13 protein-coding genes and 1 pseudogene are annotated in these 16,327 nt (G+C 62.3%); 7 read left to right on the top strand and 7 right to left on the bottom strand.

All coding sequences use genetic code 11. From position 1 onward, the window contains the following. Nucleotides 1-162: 162 nt before the first annotated feature. Both ACSQ2W_RS09840 and ACSQ2W_RS09845 read right to left on the bottom strand, forming a co-directional pair. Entirely contained in the window at nucleotides 163-3,396 is a 3,234-nt protein-coding gene (locus tag ACSQ2W_RS09840; protein ID WP_436086079.1) for an efflux RND transporter permease subunit, read from the bottom strand. 37 nt (nucleotides 3,397-3,433) lie between these two features. Next, on the bottom strand, nucleotides 3,434-4,654 hold the full coding sequence (locus ACSQ2W_RS09845; protein WP_436086080.1) for an efflux RND transporter periplasmic adaptor subunit: 1,221 nt from the start codon (nucleotides 4,652-4,654) through the stop codon (nucleotides 3,434-3,436). 183 nt (nucleotides 4,655-4,837) lie between these two features. Here ACSQ2W_RS09845 and ACSQ2W_RS09850 point away from each other — a divergent pair, with 183 nt between their 5' ends. Further along, nucleotides 4,838-5,437, top strand: coding sequence for a TetR/AcrR family transcriptional regulator (locus tag ACSQ2W_RS09850; protein WP_436086081.1), 600 nt, complete (start codon nucleotides 4,838-4,840; stop codon nucleotides 5,435-5,437). Between the two features lie 55 nt (nucleotides 5,438-5,492). Here the strand turns inward: ACSQ2W_RS09850 and hutC are convergent, their stop codons facing one another. Further along, entirely contained in the window at nucleotides 5,493-6,260 is a 768-nt protein-coding gene (gene hutC, locus ACSQ2W_RS09855) for a histidine utilization repressor (RefSeq protein ID WP_436086082.1), read from the bottom strand. 199 nt (nucleotides 6,261-6,459) lie between these two features. Between hutC and ACSQ2W_RS09860 the strand changes: the two genes are divergently transcribed. From ACSQ2W_RS09860 to ACSQ2W_RS09880, 5 genes are all read left to right on the top strand, one after another. Further along, a complete protein-coding gene (locus ACSQ2W_RS09860; RefSeq protein WP_436086083.1) occupies nucleotides 6,460-7,299 on the top strand; it encodes a transporter substrate-binding domain-containing protein in 840 nt (279 codons plus the stop codon). A 143-nt stretch (nucleotides 7,300-7,442) separates the two neighbouring features. After that, nucleotides 7,443-8,165, top strand: coding sequence for an ABC transporter permease (locus ACSQ2W_RS09865; RefSeq protein ID WP_436086084.1), 723 nt, complete (start codon nucleotides 7,443-7,445; stop codon nucleotides 8,163-8,165). A 15-nt stretch (nucleotides 8,166-8,180) separates the two neighbouring features. Next, entirely contained in the window at nucleotides 8,181-8,891 is a 711-nt protein-coding gene (locus ACSQ2W_RS09870; RefSeq protein WP_436086085.1) for an ABC transporter permease, read from the top strand. A 32-nt stretch (nucleotides 8,892-8,923) separates the two neighbouring features. Further along, nucleotides 8,924-9,694: an ABC transporter ATP-binding protein gene (locus tag ACSQ2W_RS09875; RefSeq protein WP_436087735.1), complete on the top strand. Its 771-nt coding sequence runs from the start codon at nucleotides 8,924-8,926 to the stop codon at nucleotides 9,692-9,694. A 14-nt stretch (nucleotides 9,695-9,708) separates the two neighbouring features. After that, entirely contained in the window at nucleotides 9,709-11,193 is a 1,485-nt protein-coding gene (locus ACSQ2W_RS09880; RefSeq protein WP_436087736.1) for an HAL/PAL/TAL family ammonia-lyase, read from the top strand. A 108-nt stretch (nucleotides 11,194-11,301) separates the two neighbouring features. Here ACSQ2W_RS09880 and ACSQ2W_RS09885 read toward each other — a convergent pair whose 3' ends face one another. Then, complete coding sequence (locus ACSQ2W_RS09885) at nucleotides 11,302-11,835, bottom strand: HutD/Ves family protein (RefSeq protein WP_436087737.1); 534 nt, start codon at nucleotides 11,833-11,835, stop codon at nucleotides 11,302-11,304. 126 nt (nucleotides 11,836-11,961) lie between these two features. Between ACSQ2W_RS09885 and ACSQ2W_RS09890 the strand changes: the two are divergent. Further along, nucleotides 11,962-12,033, top strand: a pseudogene (locus tag ACSQ2W_RS09890) (type II toxin-antitoxin system Phd/YefM family antitoxin); the annotation flags it as partial. Nucleotides 12,034-12,273: 240 nt separating this feature from the next. On the opposite strand, the gene hutU reads toward ACSQ2W_RS09890, so the two are convergent. The 3 genes from hutU to hutH are packed head-to-tail and all read right to left on the bottom strand — an operon-like array spanning nucleotide 12,274 to nucleotide 16,298. Further along, the gene (gene hutU / locus ACSQ2W_RS09895) at nucleotides 12,274-13,947 is read right to left on the bottom strand and encodes a urocanate hydratase (protein ID WP_436086086.1); all 1,674 of its coding nucleotides are present in this window, start codon (nucleotides 13,945-13,947) and stop codon (nucleotides 12,274-12,276) included. Continuing rightward, a complete protein-coding gene (gene hutG, locus ACSQ2W_RS09900) occupies nucleotides 13,944-14,762 on the bottom strand; it encodes an N-formylglutamate deformylase (RefSeq protein WP_436086087.1) in 819 nt (272 codons plus the stop codon). Before hutG ends, hutU begins: the two co-directional genes overlap by 4 nt. Next, nucleotides 14,763-16,298, bottom strand: coding sequence for a histidine ammonia-lyase (gene hutH / locus ACSQ2W_RS09905; protein ID WP_436086088.1), 1,536 nt, complete (start codon nucleotides 16,296-16,298; stop codon nucleotides 14,763-14,765). Between the last annotated feature and the right edge of the window lie 29 nt (nucleotides 16,299-16,327).

Consider the following 16,327-nt stretch of genomic DNA (forward strand, 5'->3'; position numbering starts at 1 on the left):
GAGCGCTCAAAGCCCTGACCGAATGCCTGTTTCCGGTCGATCGTTCGGCTCTTACGCCAATAGCACGCACGTCGAAGGCTAGAGGTTACATGGCGACAAAAAGAAGCGGCGCCGCACGATGGCGGCGCCGTTTTTCATGATGGCGAGGTTTCTTCTCCCGGCTTATTCCGCCGCTTCCAGCCCCGGCAACGTCGGCTGGGCGTGCAACTGCGTCACGGTGGCGGGCGTCTCGGCGGGAGCCACATGCGCCCCGGTTATCTTCAATGGCCTGTTGCCGGAAAGTGCGCGGACCAAGACGTAGAACACCGGTGTCAGGAACAGGCCGAACAGCGTCACGCCGATCATGCCGGAGAACACCGCGACACCCATGGCGTGGCGCATTTCCGCGCCTGCACCGGTCGAGGTGACGAGCGGCACTACGCCCATGATGAATGCCATCGAGGTCATCAGGATCGGGCGCAGGCGAAGACGGCTGGCCTTGATCACCGCATCGAAGGGTTTGGCTCCCGCGAACTCCAGTTCACGCGCGAACTCGACGATCAGGATGGCATTCTTCGCCGACAGCCCGACCAACACGATCAGGCCGATCTGGGTGAAGACGTTGTTGTCGCCCGCCGTCAGCCAGACGCCGGCGAGGGCAGCCAGCAATGCCATCGGAATGATCATGATGATCGACAGCGGCAGGGAGAGGCTTTCATACTGCGCCGCCAGCACCAGGAAAACGAGCAGGATCGACAGCGGGAAGATCAGCACGCCGGTATTGCCGGCAATGATCTCCTGATAGGTCAGTTCCGTCCATTCGAAGCTGACGCCTGCGGGCAGGGTTTCAGCGGCGATCCGTTCGACGGCGGCGCGCGCCTGACCGGAGGAATAGCCGGGCGCCGTATTGCCGTTGACATCGGCCGAGAGAAAGCCGTTGTAACGCATGGCCCGCTCCGGCCCGGCGGTGGAACTGACATTCAGGACTGCCGAGAGCGGGATCATCTCGCCGGAGTTCGAGCGGACCTGCAGCTTGCCGATGTCCTCGGCCTGCGCGCGATAAGCCGCATCAGCCTGGACGCGGACGGAGTAGGTACGGCCGAACTTGTTGAAGTCGTTGACATAGACCGAGCCGAGATAGATCTGCAGCGAATTGAAAATCTCCGTCAGCGGAACGTTCAACTGCCGGGCCTTGGCGCGGTCGACGTCGGCATAGAGTTGTGGAACGTTGACCTGGTAGCTCGAGAACATGCCAACCAGTTCGGGCGCGGTATAGGCCTTGGCCATGAAACCCTTTACGGCCGCATCAAGAGCCTCGTATCCGAGCCCCGCCTTGTCCTCCAGCTGCAGCTTGAAGCCGCCGATCGCGCCGAGACCCTGGACGGGCGGTGGCGGGAAGATCGCGCTGAAGGAGTCCTGAATGACGCTCAATTCCTGGTTCAGCCGCCCGGCAATTGCGCCGGCCGAAAGATCCGGCGTCGTGCGCTCCTCGAAGGGCTTCAAGGACAGGAAGACGATGCCGGCGTTGGACGAGTTGGTGAAGCCGTTGATCGACAGACCGGGGAAGGCGATGGCGTCTTCAACCCCCGGCACCTTGAGCGCTATGTCGCTGATGCGGCGGATCACGTCCTCCGTCCGGTCAAGCGAGGCGCCGTCCGGAAGCTGGGTGAAGCCGACCAGATACTGCTTGTCCTGCGGCGGCACGAAACCACCCGGCACGGCCTTGAAGAAGAATACGGTCGCGCCGATGAGGAGCAGATAGACGCCCATCATCAGCGTCTTGCGCGAAATGACACCCTTGACGCCGGTACTGTAGGCTTTCGATCCGCGGGAAAAGACGGCATTGAAACCGCGGAAGAACCAGCCGAACAGGAAATCCATGATCCGGGTCAGACGGTCTTTCGGCGCATCATGTCCACGCAGGAGCAGGGCTGCCAGGGCAGGTGACAGGGTGAGCGAGTTGAAGGCCGAGATAACCGTCGAAATGGCGATGGTCAGGGCGAACTGCTTGTAGAACTGGCCGGTGAGGCCGGAGATGAAGGCAAGCGGCACGAAGACGGCAACCAGCACCAGCGCGATCGCGATGATCGGGCCGGAGACTTCGGCCATCGCCCGGTAGGTCGCTTCGCGGGGGGCAAGGCCGTTTTCGATGTTTCGCTCGACGTTTTCGACGACGACGATCGCGTCGTCGACGACGATGCCGATGGCAAGCACCAGACCGAACAGGCTGAGAGCGTTAATCGAAAATCCGAATAGCTGCATGATCGCGAAGGTGCCGACGATCGATACGGGAACGGCGATCAGCGGGATGATCGAGGCGCGCCATGTCTGCAGGAAGATGATGACGACGATGACGACGAGGGCGATGGCTTCGAGCAGGGTGTGAATGACCGCCTCGATCGAGGCGCGCACGAATTGCGTCGTGTCGTAGACGATCTCGTAATCGACGTCCTGCGGCATCGTCGCCTTGATTTCTTCCATCACAGTGCGGACCTGATCGGCGATCTCGATCGCATTGGAGCCGGGGGCCTGGAAGACGGGTACGGCGACAGCCTGCTTGTTGTTGAGCAGCGAGCGCAGCGAATATTCGGCCGAACCGAGCTCGATGCGGGCGACATCGCGCAATCGCGTGATCGCTCCCGTCGGGCTCGTCTTGATGATGATCTCGCCGAACTCTTCCTCGCTTTGCAGCCGCCCCTGCGCGTTCACGGACAATTGCAGGTCGACGCCCTCGAGATTGGGCGAGGAACCGATGACGCCGGCCGCAGCCTGGATGTTCTGGGCGCGGATTTCGTTGACGACGTCGGAAGCTGAAAGGCCGAGCTCAGCCATCTTCTGCGGGTCGAGCCAGATGCGCATCGAATAATCGCCGGAACCGAACAGTTGCACCTGTCCGACGCCGTCGATGCGGGCGAGCCTGTCCTTGACGTTGATCAGCGCGTAGTTGCGCAGATAGGTCATGTCGTAGCGGCCTTCGGGGGAGGTCAGGTGCACGACCATCATCAGGTCGGGCGAGCTCTTGACGGTGGTGACGCCAAGGCGGCGCACCTCTTCCGGCAGGCGCGGCTCGGCCTGGCTGACGCGGTTCTGCACGAGCTGCTGTGCCTGGTCCGGATCGGTGCCGAGCTTGAAGGTAACGGTCAGCGTCATCAGACCGTCGGTGGTCGCCTGGCTGCTCATATAGAGCATGTCCTGGACGCCGTTGATTGATTCCTCAAGCGGCGTCGCGACCGTTTCGGCGATCACCTTGGGGTTGGCGCCCGGATAGTTGGCGCGCACGACGACGGACGGCGGCACGACATCCGGATATTCCGAGATCGGCAGGATCGTCATGGCGATCAGGCCGCCAAGGAAGATGAGGAAAGACAGAACGCCCGCGAAAACCGGGCGATCGATGAAGAATCTGGAGATATTCATGGCGCGATCGCCCTTGTTCTAAACTGCCGATAACGGCTTATTGTGCGATGGAGGCCTGCAACGCTGTGTTCGCGCCGGCACTCATCGACACCATTTCGGGTGCGACGAGCGAGCCGGGACGGATGCGCTGCAGGCCGTTGACGACGATGCGTTCCTTAGCCTTGAGCCCTGACGTCACCACCCGCAGGCCGCCGGATTTCATGCCGACGGTGATTTCGCGGTATTCGGTGATGTTGTCCGGCTTCACGACCATCACGTATTTCTTGTTCTGGTCGGTGCCGATCGCCCGTTCATGAACGAGTACGGCGTCTTCCGTCTTCGCCTGGCCCAGGCTCAGCCGGGCGAATTGCCCCGGCATCAGCGCACCGTTGGCGTTGTCGAAGACGGCGCGGACCCGGATGGTTCCGCTCGCCGGATCGACGCTGTTGTCGACAAGCTGGAGCTTGCCCTTGATATCCGCATGGCCGGCGACGTCCATGCGCACAGGTACGCGATCGAGGAAGTTACGTGCATTCACGCCCTCCGGCAGTTCGGCAAGGATGCCGGACACGATCTGTTCATCCGCCTCGAAGCTCGCATAAATCGGGCTCAGCGACACCAGCCGCGTAAGGATCGGCGAGGACGGGCCGGCGGCGATGAGGTTGCCGGCTGTGATCTCGATCTTGCCGACGCGACCGGTGATCGGGGCGCGGATTTCCGTATAGCTCAGATTGAGCTCTGCCGATTGCAGCACGGCGCGGGCCGCTTCCAGATCAGCCTCGGCACTTGCCTCGCCATTCAGGCGCTGATCGTAGTCGCTTTGCGATACCGCGTTGGAGGCAAGCAGTTGCTTGCCGCGCTTCAGTTCGGTGCGCGCCAGGGAAGCACGGGCCTCGGCTGCAGTTACGCTCGCCTTGGCGCGGGCGACTTCTGCTTGATAGGGGGCCGGGTCGATGGTGACGAGTAGGTCGCCCTTCGCGACGATCGCGCCTTCCTGGAAGTGGACGGACTGGATCGCTCCGGCCACGCGGGAGCGCAGCTCGACGTGATCGATCGCCTCCAGCCGGCCGGAGAATTCGCTCCACTGGGTCACCGACTTCGCCTCAACGATGGCGACAGAGACAGGAACGGCGACGGGCGCGGAGGCCGTTGCGTCGGCCGCATTGCCGGTGCCGGACGGGCTGCCCTGCAGTTCGAAGACGATCGTCGGTGCAATGGTTGTTGCCGCAAGGACGAGGCCCGTGATGAAAAGTCTGTTTCTAAAAGTTCCAAAAGACATGGCGCTATCCTGAATGTCTGGCCCTAGAAGGGGGCTGGCCGTCATCCTTCGTGGAAAGCGAGGGATTTGGGTGAGGTTGCATTGACGTTCAATACCGGTCGGTATAAAAATAGGTTTCAGAACCGGTCACTGTCAATGGAATAGCATACCGATCGGTATAAAAAAATCGGGAGGGCCCGCCCCGTGGGACGGCCAAGAGAGTTCGACGTCGATGAAGCCCTTGAAACGGCGATGGAGCTGTTTTGGCGAAAGGGCTACGAAGGTACGTCTCTGGCCGATTTAACCGAGGGAATGGGCATCACCAAGCCGAGCCTCTACGGCGTCTTCGGCAACAAGGAAGGGCTCTTCCTGAAGGCGCTTGAGCGCTACGAGCGCACAAAAATGGCCTTTTTTCACAAGGCGCTCGAGGACCCCCGGGCTCGCGTTGTCGCGGAAAAGATCTTGCATGGCTTTGCCGATGCGCAGACGGCGGAAAAGGACCCGAGCGGATGCATGGGCATCAATGGTGCGCTCGCCTGCAGCGAGGCTGCAGCCGAAATCCAGAAGTGCCTGATCGAGAACCGTCATCGCGGCGAGCGGGAATTGGCCAAGCGGTTCGAGCGCGCCGCAGCGGAAGGTGATCTGCCGCCCGGCCACGAGCCCCATGATCTTGCCCGCTATATCATGACGATCTCGCAGGGGACGGCCATTCAGGCGGCGTCGGGTGCGGATCGGTCGGCGCTTTATCGGGTCATCGACATGGCGCTGGAATTCTGGCCCGAACCGGTCGCTCAAGACCGTTGATCACATCCGGTCAATCGAGTTCCATATACAACATCATCAATGTTTTGGCGATTAGTCAGTCGTCGGCCATTTTTCCGCTGCGCGATTCCAGCCGATACCGATTGCCGGGATAGACGAGCCGGGCAAAGGAGACGACGCGCTTGGACGACCAGGTGCGCCGGCGGATGAGCAGGCAGGGCTCGGTGCGCAGGATCACCAGAAGCTTGCATTCCCAAGGTTGCGGCATGGCTGCCTCAACGATGTGCTCCGAGCCGCTCAAGGGTGCCTCGGCAGTCAGGTAGGCGTTCGGCGTCTGTTTGGCGAAATCCTGGTCGAGGTAGCCGGGTGCGGCTTCGGGATTGACGAAACGGTCCTCAATCTGGACCGGGACGCCGTTTTCGCTGTGCACGATCAGCGAATGAAACACCGGTGCGCCGATCGGCAGGCCAAACGCGTCGGCAACGTCGGGCGCAGCCGTTTCCTGCGCAAGAACGATCACGGAAGCCTGATGCGCATGGCCTCGCTCGTTGATCTCGTCGGCAATGTTGCGCACCTCGAATAGTTCTGAATAGCCCTTGCGCTCGGCAACAAAGGAGCCGACGCCCTGGATGCGCACCAGTTCGCCCTCGCTTGCCAGTTCGCGCAGCGCCCGGTTGGCGGTCATCTTGCTGACGCCCAGTTCGGCGACCAGCTCGTTCTCCGAGGGGACGCGGTGTTTGGGCGGCCATTCGCCACTCTGGATCCGGTCGAGGATCATTTGCTTGACGCCGGCATAAAGCGGTGCGCCGTCATTGTCGCCGCTGTCCCACTTCAGTTGAGCGGTCTGCTCGTTGCTGCGTTTCATATGCTCATTCCTTGGGCGAAACTAAATTTGCATCCAAATGCGGCGCCCTCTTGCATACCATAAAAATTTGCATATGGTACCATATACAACATGGATGTTCAGGGTCATTTTCCAAGGCTCACCATCCAACACTGCATTTGTAAAGCCGGCGCAAGATCGGCGGATGTTGTTTGAAGACAAACCTCAGAGGAACCTGAACATGAACCTATCCAAATTTCTGATGGCTGGCGCCGTCGCATTCGCAGCCCTTGCCGCTCCGATGGCTCAGGCCAAGGACTGGAAGACCGTCACTATTACGCTCGAAGGCGCCTATGCACCTTGGAACCTGACCAATCCCGACGGAACGCTCGGCGGCTTCGAGCCGGAGCTTGCCAAATATCTCTGCGATCACATGAAGGTCGAGTGCAATCTCGTCGCTTCCGACTGGGACGGCATGATCCCGGCGCTCAACGCCGGCAAGTTCGACGTGATCATGGATGCGCTGTCGATCACCGAAGAGCGCAAGAAGATCATCGACTTCACCATCCCCTACGCCCATACCCACGCCGCCTTCGCGACGCTGAAGGATAGCCCGCTGGCAAACGCTGCCGGCACCGGCACCGTCGTCAAGCTCGATCCGGGCGCGACCGGCGTCAAGGAAGTCGCTGCGATGAAGGAAGTCTTTGCCGGCAAGACGATCGGCATCCAGGCCGCGACCGTCTATTCCAAGTTCATCTATGACAATTTCGGCGATGTTGCCACCGTGCGCGAGTACAAGACCGGCGCCGAGCGCGACCTCGATCTCGAAACCGGCCGTATCGATCTCGTCTTCGACGACGCCGTCTATCTGATCTCCGCCTTCGAGAAGGCCAACGGCACGCTCGCCTTCACCGGTCCTGAAATCGGCGGCACGATCTTCGGCAGCGGCGAGGGCCTCGGCATCCGCCAGGCTGATGCCGACCTGCGCGACATGTTCAACAAGGCCATCGAGGCAGCACTTGCCGACGGCACGGTGAAGACCTTGTCGATGAAGTGGTTCAAGACCGACGTGACCCCCTGATCCCAAGTTTGCCCGCTTGCTTGCTATTCGCCGGCGGCGGGCACACTTTGCTGCGGCAGGCCGCCCTTTCATTCGTGCGGCCTTCCGAATCCACCTGACGATCGGGAAGCCGGCTTTGCCGGAAACGACGGGACGCCTGCGGCATGGCACTATTTCAAATGATTGGATTTGGCCCCACCGGCTGGGGCGGGCTGCTTCTGGTAGCAGCGTTGATGACGCTTTGCGTCACCGCCGTTGCGCTGCTGATCGGCGCCATCCTCGGCGCGCTGGTCGCCTGGGCCAAGCTGTCGGGCAGCAAGATATCGCGCACGCTTGGCGGCACCTATACCACCGTCTTTCGCGGCGTTCCCGAGCTGCTGATCATCTATCTCGTCTATTTCGGCGGATCGAGTGCAGTCACCGCTATCGGCACAGCCATGGGCTTTGAGGGCTTTCTCGGGCTTCCGTCCTTTGCGGCCGGCGCGCTTGCCGTCGGCATCATCTCCGGCGCCTATCAGGCCGAGGTTTTCCGCGGTGCTTTTCTCGCCATCCCAAAGGGCGAGCTCGAGGCGGCGCAAGCCATTGGCATGAACCGGAGTTTGCGCTTCCGCCGCATCATCGGTCCGCAGGTCTTCCGTTTTGCCATTCCCGGCATCGGCAACGTCTGGCAGCTCAGCCTCAAGGACTCGGCGCTCGTGTCCGTGACCGGTCTTGCCGATTTGATGCGGACCAGCCAGGTCGCCGCCGGTTCGACGCGGCAGCACTTCCTGTTTTTCATCGTCGGCGGCTGCCTTTATCTGATCCTCACCAGCTTCTCGGACCGCTTTTTCACCAGCGCCGAAAAGCGCGCCAATCGCAGCATGCCGACCAGTCTCGGCCAGGCCTGATCAAGGAGCCGCGCGATGGATATCGCCTTCATGTTCGAGACCATGCAAACGCTGCTGGCCGCGCTGCCGGTGACGCTGGCGTTGTTTGTTCTCTCTGTCTTTTTCGGCGGTCTGCTGGCCCTCGTCATCGTCTGGATGCGGGTCAGCGGCAATGCGATCGCCCGCAAGTTTGCCAAGAGCTATATCTTTATCTTCCGCGGTTCACCGCTGTTGATCCAGATGTTCCTGATCTTCTACGGCCTCGGGCAGTTCGGCTTCATCCGCTACAGCTTCCTCTGGCCGGCACTGCGCGAACCCTTCGTCTGCGCGGTGCTGTCCCTGGCGCTCTGCACGGCAGGGTATACGGCCGAAATCTTCCGCTTCGGCCTGCGCGCCATTCCGGCGAAGGAGATCGAGGCGGCCCGGTCGGTCGGCATGTCCGGCTTCCTGCTGACGCGCCGTATCCTTGCCCCCGTCGCCTTCCGGCATGCGCTGCCTGCCTATTCGACGGAAGTGGTGATGATGGTGAAGTCGACGGCGCTCGCCAGCCTCGTCACGGTCTGGGAAGTAACCGGCGTTGCCCAGCGGCTGATCTCGCAGACCTACCGCACGATGGAAGTGTTCCTCTGCGCCGCCGCCATCTATCTCATCCTGAACTTCCTTATCCTGCAGGCCATGGCGCTGCTCGAATACAAGCTGACCCCACACCGCCGCGCGGCTCCCCTGTTTCCGGTGCCGCAGCGATGACCCCGACGACCCTCAACCAGACTGGAACGACCATGGCAGGCACGACCCGGCTTTCCGTCCGCAACATCCGCAAGAGCTTCGGCACGCATGAAGTGCTGCGCGGCATCTCGCTCGATGCCCGTGATGGCGACGTTATTTCGCTTCTCGGCGCCAGCGGCTCGGGCAAGTCGACGTTCCTGCGTTGCATCAACCTTCTGGAAATCGCTGACCACGGCGAGATTTCCGTCGATGGCGAACTGATCCAGATGGAGCAACGCGGCGGCAAGAACGTCCCGGCCGACCGCCGCCAGGTGGACCGCATCCGCTCGGAACTCGGCATGGTCTTCCAGTCGTTCAATCTCTGGTCGCATATGACCATTCTTGAAAACGTCATCGAGGGGCCGGTTCATGTGTTGAAACGGCCACGCGCCAAATGCATCGCCGAGGCGGAAGTCCTCCTGGAAAAGGTCGGCATCGCCGAGAAGCGCAATGCCTATCCCGCGCACCTGTCGGGCGGCCAGCAGCAGCGCGCGGCGATCGCCCGTTCGCTGGCGATGAAGCCGAAGGTGATGCTGTTCGACGAGCCGACCTCGGCGCTCGATCCGGAGCTGGTCGGCGAGGTGCTCCGCGTCATGCGCTCGCTTGCCGAAGAGGGCATGACCATGCTGGTCGTCACCCATGAAATGAGCTTCGCCCGCAACGTCTCCAATCGGGTGATCTTCATGAAGTCCGGCGAGATTGACAGTGATGGTGCGCCGGAGGAATTGTTCGGCTCCGGCGGTTCCCCCAGCTTTCGCCAGTTCATCGGCAATTTCGGAGGTTGATCGTGCAGGATATCATGCTCGAAACGGCACTCGACTGGCGCGCCGTGGCGGCGGTTGCCGATGGTGCGGCTGTTTCCCTGTCCGATAGTGCGCGCCAGCGGGTCGAGACCGCCAGCCGCATCGTTGCGGCGATCGTCGAAAGCGGCGTGCGCGCCTATGGCGTCAATACCGGCGTCGGCGCACTTGCCGATACCGTCGTCGATCGCCCTTGCCAGAGCCGCCTGTCGCGCAACATCGTTCTCAGTCATGCCTGCGGCGTCGGTCCGCTATTGGAGCCACGCGAAGTGCGCGCCATCATCGCGGCTCAGATTGCCAATTTTTCCCATGGTCATTCTGGCGTTCGCCCAGTGATCGTTGAAGTCTTGCAGGCTTTCCTTCGCGAAGACTGTATTCCCGATGTGCCGTCCAAAGGTTCCGCCGGTTATCTCACCCACAACGCCCATATCGCGCTGGTGCTGATCTGTGAGGGCGGGGCGCGGCTGAAGGGGACGTCCGTGACCGGAGCCGAGGCGCTGAAAGTTCTCGGCATCGCGCCGCTTGTATTGCAAGCCAAGGAGGGTTTGAGCCTCGTCAATGGCACGGCCTGCTCCACCGGGCTCGGAGCGGTGGCATTGGCGCGGGCCGAGCGGCTTCTTGAGTGGGCGGATGCCATCGCGGCGCTGACCATCGAAGCGCTCGGCGGCCAGACGGCGGCTTTCGATGCATCGCTGCTGGCGCTTCGCAAGTCGAAAGGAATCGACAAGGTTGGCCAGGTGCTGCGTGACCGCCTCGCGGGCAGCGGTCTGATCGAGGCTGCCAAAGGCGCGCGCACGCAGGATGCCCTGAGCCTTCGTTCCGTCCCGCATGCGCACGGCGCCGGCTGGGATGTATTTGATTTCGCCGGTTCGATCGTCAACCAGGAACTTGCCTCCGTCACGGACAATCCGGCTGTCTCCGGTACGCCGGAAGCGCCGATTGTCTCGTCCGAAGCCCACGCCGTTGCGCCCGCCCTCGGACAGGCTCTGGACAGCCTGGCGGTCGCCGTCGCCCAGATATCGGCGATGAGCGAGCGGCGGATCGATCGGCTGGTCAATCCGCTGGTGAGCGGTCTTCCCGCCTTCCTGGCAGCCGATCCGGGTGCTGGATCCGGCTTCATGATCGCGCAATATACCGCAGCGGCCCTTGCCGCAGAAAATCGGCGGCTGGGTGCGCCGGCTAGCCTCGACGGAGGCGTCACCTCGGCGCTGCAGGAGGATTTTCTCGCGCATCCGACGGCTGCGGCTACCAAGCTGCTTGCAGTCCTAGACAATGCCGAGCAAATCCTCGGCATCGAATTCGCCGCCGCCGCGCAGGCCCAGGATTTCAAAGCCGGTGTTGCGCAGCGGGCAAGCGGCACGGACGTGCTCCATCGCCATATCCGCGCGGCCGTGCCACGCTATGCAGACGACCGGCCGCTCGGCTGGGATCTGGAAAAGGCACGCGATCTCCTGCGCGCATCGCCGCCGCCCGCCAGCGTTTAGACTGCCGCCCATGTCAACGTTGCCGTTACAGGACGCGATGGGCCGGTTTCGGCCTGCGCGAGGCGCAACTGTGACGGCAACCGTAATTACCAGGCGGTTGCGAAAGCCTCAGACGGGCGAAATGTGGATCAGATAGGCCTCCGTCGGCATGTCGGAGGTAATCAATACGACGCCTTCCAGGATGGCGCAGTCCAACCTGGCAACTTCAACCGCGTGATCCCCGCAATCGATCCGTATATTGCCGAGCGACAGAAGCAGGGTGACGCCGCCCTCCGCATCCAGGTGATGCTGCCCCTCGACAATACGCTTTTCGACCTGATGCACCCATTGGCCTCGCCGGGTCATGACGTTGAGATCGATGATCGTACCTGAAACCAACCGCGCGGATGTTGGTGCATCGGCCGGAAAGGCAAGCGGCTTGGATGCTTGCGTCAGAACGACCGGCGCCCTCCCGGCGATCTTGAGTTCCATGCCGTCTCCCTGGAGGATTGACAGGGTGCGGTCGATGCCGGGAAAGACGGAGAAGGGACCGTCAGTCGCCACCGTCGCCATGCTGACGCGCCAGCCGAAAGTGGCGAGATCAGCGTCCTGCGGGAACACGGCGATCTCCGTCGTTTCGCCGCTACCGTTCTTCCAGGGCATGCGCCGATACGTGTCCGCCTTTAAAACCAGCGGGCGGCTGTGTTTGGGCTGTTGTTGCGCGATGGACATTGTAAACCTCTATGGAGTGGACCAAGTTTAAGGGACTAAGTCCGCAGGAGGACGATGATGGAAACCGTCAATATACACGAAGCAAAGACACATCTCTCCCGTTTGATGGAGAAGGTGGCCAAGGGCGAGTCCGATATCGGGATTTCGCGATTGATCCGAGTGTCCTTCGGGAAAACCTGCTAAAAAACGGCTATCAGGAGCTCCCTTTGCTTGGCGAACATGCGGCCGCGGTGGTCCGTCTACCGCCCCTATTCACAAAGATCCCTTCGGTCGTGTTTCGGTTGCTCAGGCCCATGTCGAGGGCGTTCGCTGATCACCGTCGACAAGACCGTCGCAAAATACGACGGCCTTATCCTGCTGGTGTAAGCCTCAGTTCCCGAGAATGCCCGGCAGACGCAGGCCCTTTTCCCTGGCGCAATCGAGGGCGATCTCGTAGCCGGCATCGGCGTGGCGCATGACGCCGGTTGCCGGGTCGTTCCACAGCACGCGGCCGACGCGGGCGGCAGCCTCGTCCGAGCCGTCGCAGCAGATGACGACGCCCGAATGCTGCGAAAAGCCCATGCCGACGCCACCGCCGTGATGCAGCGACACCCAGGTGGCGCCGGACGCGGTGTTGAGGAGCGCGTTGAGCAGCGGCCAGTCGGAGACTGCGTCGGAACCGTCCTTCATCGCTTCGGTCTCGCGATTCGGCGAGGCGACGGAGCCAGAGTCGAGATGGTCGCGACCGATGACGATCGGAGCCGACAATTCGCCGGTCTTGACCATTTCGTTGAAGGCGAGGCCGAGGCGGTGGCGATCGCCGAGACCCACCCAGCAAATGCGCGCCGGCAACCCTTGAAAGGCGATGCGCTCGGCAGCCATGTCGAGCCAGTTGTGCAGGTGCTTGTTGCCAGGGGTGAGTTCCTTCACCTTGGCATCGGTTTTGCGGATATCCTCCGGATCACCCGACAGGGCAGCCCAGCGGAACGGACCGATGCCGCGGCAGAAAAGCGGGCGGATATAGGCCGGCACGAAGCCCGGGAAAGCGAAGGCGTTTTCGAGGCCCTCTTCCTTGGCGACCTGGCGGATGTTGTTGCCGTAGTCGAAAGTCGGAACACCCATGTCCTGGAAGGCGATCATCGCTTCGACATGCTCGCGCATGGAGGCGCGGGCCGCCTTTTCGACGGCCTTCGGATCGCTTTCGCGCTTTGCCTTCCACTCAGCCATCGTCCAGCCCTTCGGCAGGTAGCCGTTGATCGGGTCGTGGGCGGAAGTCTGGTCGGTGACCATGTCCGGGCGGATGCCGCGGCGGACCATTTCCGGCAGGATTTCGGCGGTGTTGCCGAGCAGGCCGACGGACTTCGCCTCGCCGGCGGCGGTCCAACGTTTGATCAGTTCCATCGCTTCGTCGAGGGTTTCGGCACGGGCATCGACGTAGCGGGTGCGCAGGCGGAAATCGATCGAATCCGGATTGCACTCGACAGCCAAGCAGCAGGCGCCGGCCATGACGGCGGCCAGTGGCTGAGCGCCACCCATGCCGCCGAGACCGCCGGTCAGGACCCACTTGGCCTTGAGATCGCCGTTGTAATGCTGGCGGCCGGCTTCGACGAAGGTTTCGTAGGTGCCCTGCACGATGCCCTGGCTGCCGATATAGATCCACGAACCGGCGGTCATCTGGCCATACATGGCGAGACCCTTCTTATCCAGTTCGTTGAAATGATCCCAGGTCGCCCAGTGTGGCACCAGGTTCGAATTGGCGATCAGCACGCGCGGCGCATCCTTGTGGGTGCGGAAGACGCCGACCGGCTTGCCGGACTGCACCATCAGCGTCTCGTCTTCGTTGAGGTCGCGCAACGTTTCGACGATCTTGTCGAAGTCGGCCCAGGTACGGGCGGCGCGGCCGATGCCGCCGTAAACCACCAGTTCGTGCGGGTTCTCGGCCACTTCCGGATCGAGATTGTTCATCAGCATGCGAAGCGGCGCTTCGGTCATCCAGGATTTTGCGGTGAGTTCAGTGCCGCGGGCTGCGCGGACGTCGCGGATGTTGTGACGAGGATTGGTCATTTGGTTGCCCTTGTGGTGTGTGCCAGTGTCAGCGCTGATGCTTCGATGCGCGTGAGAATGTCCTTGAGGTGAATGCGGAGCTTTGCCGCCTTGGCTTGGTCATAGGCGAAGGGCGGTGCTTCCGTGCTTAGATGCGTGGATTGCGCCAGTTCCATCTGGATTGCGTGCACGCCGGTTTCAGGCCGGCCGTAGTGGCGTGTCGTCCAGCCGCCCTTGAAGCGGCCGTTGAGGATGCTGGTGTAATCCTGCGCATTCAGGACGACATCGACAGTTGCGTTCTGGATGGCCGGATCGCAGGTCTTGCCGCTGTCGGTGCCGATGTTGAAATCAGGCAGCGTGCCTTCGAACAGGAACGGAATATCCGAGCGGATAGAATGGCAGTCATAGAGAACTGCGATGCCATGGATCGTCTTGACGCGCTCGATTTCGGCCGCGAGTGCCGCATGATAGGGTGCGTGGAAATCGGCTAGCCGGGCGGTGATATCGGCTTCGGTCGGTTCTTCCCCGTCCTTCCAGATCGCCACGCCGTCGAAATCGGTGCCCGGTATGAGCCCGGTCGTGTTCTGGCCGGGATAAAGGCTGACACCTTCCGGATCGCGATTGGCGTCGATGACGTAGCGATGGAAGGTGGCACGCACGGTCGTGACCTCCGGCAGCAATCCGTCATAGAGGCGATGGATATGCCAGTCGGTGTCGGCGAGGATGCGGCCATTGTCGTTCAGCCGCTCCCAGATAACCGGCGGGACGTCGGTGCCGGTATGCGGAAAGCCGAGGATGACCGGCGAAGTGCCCTGTTTGACTTCAAAGACACTCATTTACGCCTCCAGAACCGGAAGAATGCCGGCGGAAACCGCAGCGTTCAGGGCGCCGGAGCCGATGAGGTCGGTCGCCGCCTTGAGGTCGGTCGCCATGTAGCGGTCGATCTCCAGCGTTGGGACGACGGAGCGGATGGCGGCGATGGCCTTGGTCAGTTCCGGGCTGGTGACGAGCGGTGCGCGGAAGTCAATGCCCTGTGCTGCCGTCAGCGCCTCGATGCCGATGATCGAAAACAGGTTGTCCGTCATCTGCAGAAGACGGCGGGCGCCGTGGCAGGCCATGGAGACATGATCTTCCTGGTTGGCCGAGGTCGGGGTGGAATCGACCGAGGCCGGGTGCGACATCTGCTTGTTTTCCGACATCAGCGCGGCCGAGGTGACTTCGGCGATCATCAGGCCGGAGTTGAGGCCGGGCTTCTTGGCCAAGAATGCCGGCAGGCCATAGGAGAGGGCCGGATCGACCAAGAGCGCGATGCGGCGCTGCGAGATGGCGCCGATTTCGCAGATGGCGAGCGCGATCTGGTCGGCCGCGAAGGCGACCGGCTCGGCATGGAAATTGCCGCCGGAGACGACGGAATTATCCGACAGCACCAGCGGATTGTCGGTGACGGCGTTGGCTTCGATTTCAAGCGTGCGGGCAACGGAGCGCATAAGATCGAGGCAGGCGCCGTCGACCTGCGGCTGGCAGCGGATGCAATAGGGGTCCTGGACGCGCTCGTCACCTTCGATATGGCTCTCGCGGATCACCGAGCCCTTGAGCAGGCGGCGCAGGGCGGCGGCCGCATCGATCTGGCCCTTATGGCCGCGCAGCGTATGGATATCGGGGTGGAAGGGGGCCGAGGAGCCCATGGCGGCGTCGGTCGAAAGTGCGCCCGTGATCAGCGCCGACTGCGCGGCGCGGTGGGCGCGGAACAGGCCGGCGAGGGCGAGTGCAGTGGAGACCTGCGTGCCGTTGATCAGCGCCAGGCCTTCCTTTGCGGCAAGCACGACCGGCGTCAGGCCGGCGCGCTCAAGCGCGGCGCGGCCGTCAAGTTGTTCGCCATTGAAGAAGGCTTCGCCTTCGCCCATCATCACCGCTGCCATATGTGCGAGCGGCGCGAGATCGCCGGAGGCGCCGACGGAGCCCTTTTCCGGGATGACCGGGATGACGCCCTTTTCGAGCATGCCCTCGATCAGACGGACGAGTTCGAGCCGGACACCCGATGCGCCGCGTCCGAGAGAGACAAGTTTCAACGCCATGATCAGGCGGACGATGTTTTCGGCAAGCGGCTGGCCGACGCCGCAGCAGTGCGAGAGGATCAGGTTGCGCTGCAGGGTGGCCACGTCGGCGGCATCGATCTTGATGCTCGCCAGTTTACCGAAACCGGTGTTGATGCCGTAGACCGGCGCATTGCCCGCGGCGATCTCGGCGATGCGGGCGGCGGCCTTCTCAATGCCCTTGTCGAAGGAGGGATCGAGCCGGGCTGCCTCGCCGGTCCAGTAGATGGTTTCAAGCGTCGAAAGCGGGACGGAGCCCGGCTGCAGAATAAGAGTCATCAAGAAGTCCTCACCAATGCGCGGAGCCA

The sequence above is a fragment of the Pararhizobium sp. LjRoot255 genome, from assembly GCF_964252905.1.
In the GTDB taxonomy this organism is placed as follows: Bacteria; Pseudomonadota; Alphaproteobacteria; order Rhizobiales; family Rhizobiaceae; genus Pararhizobium.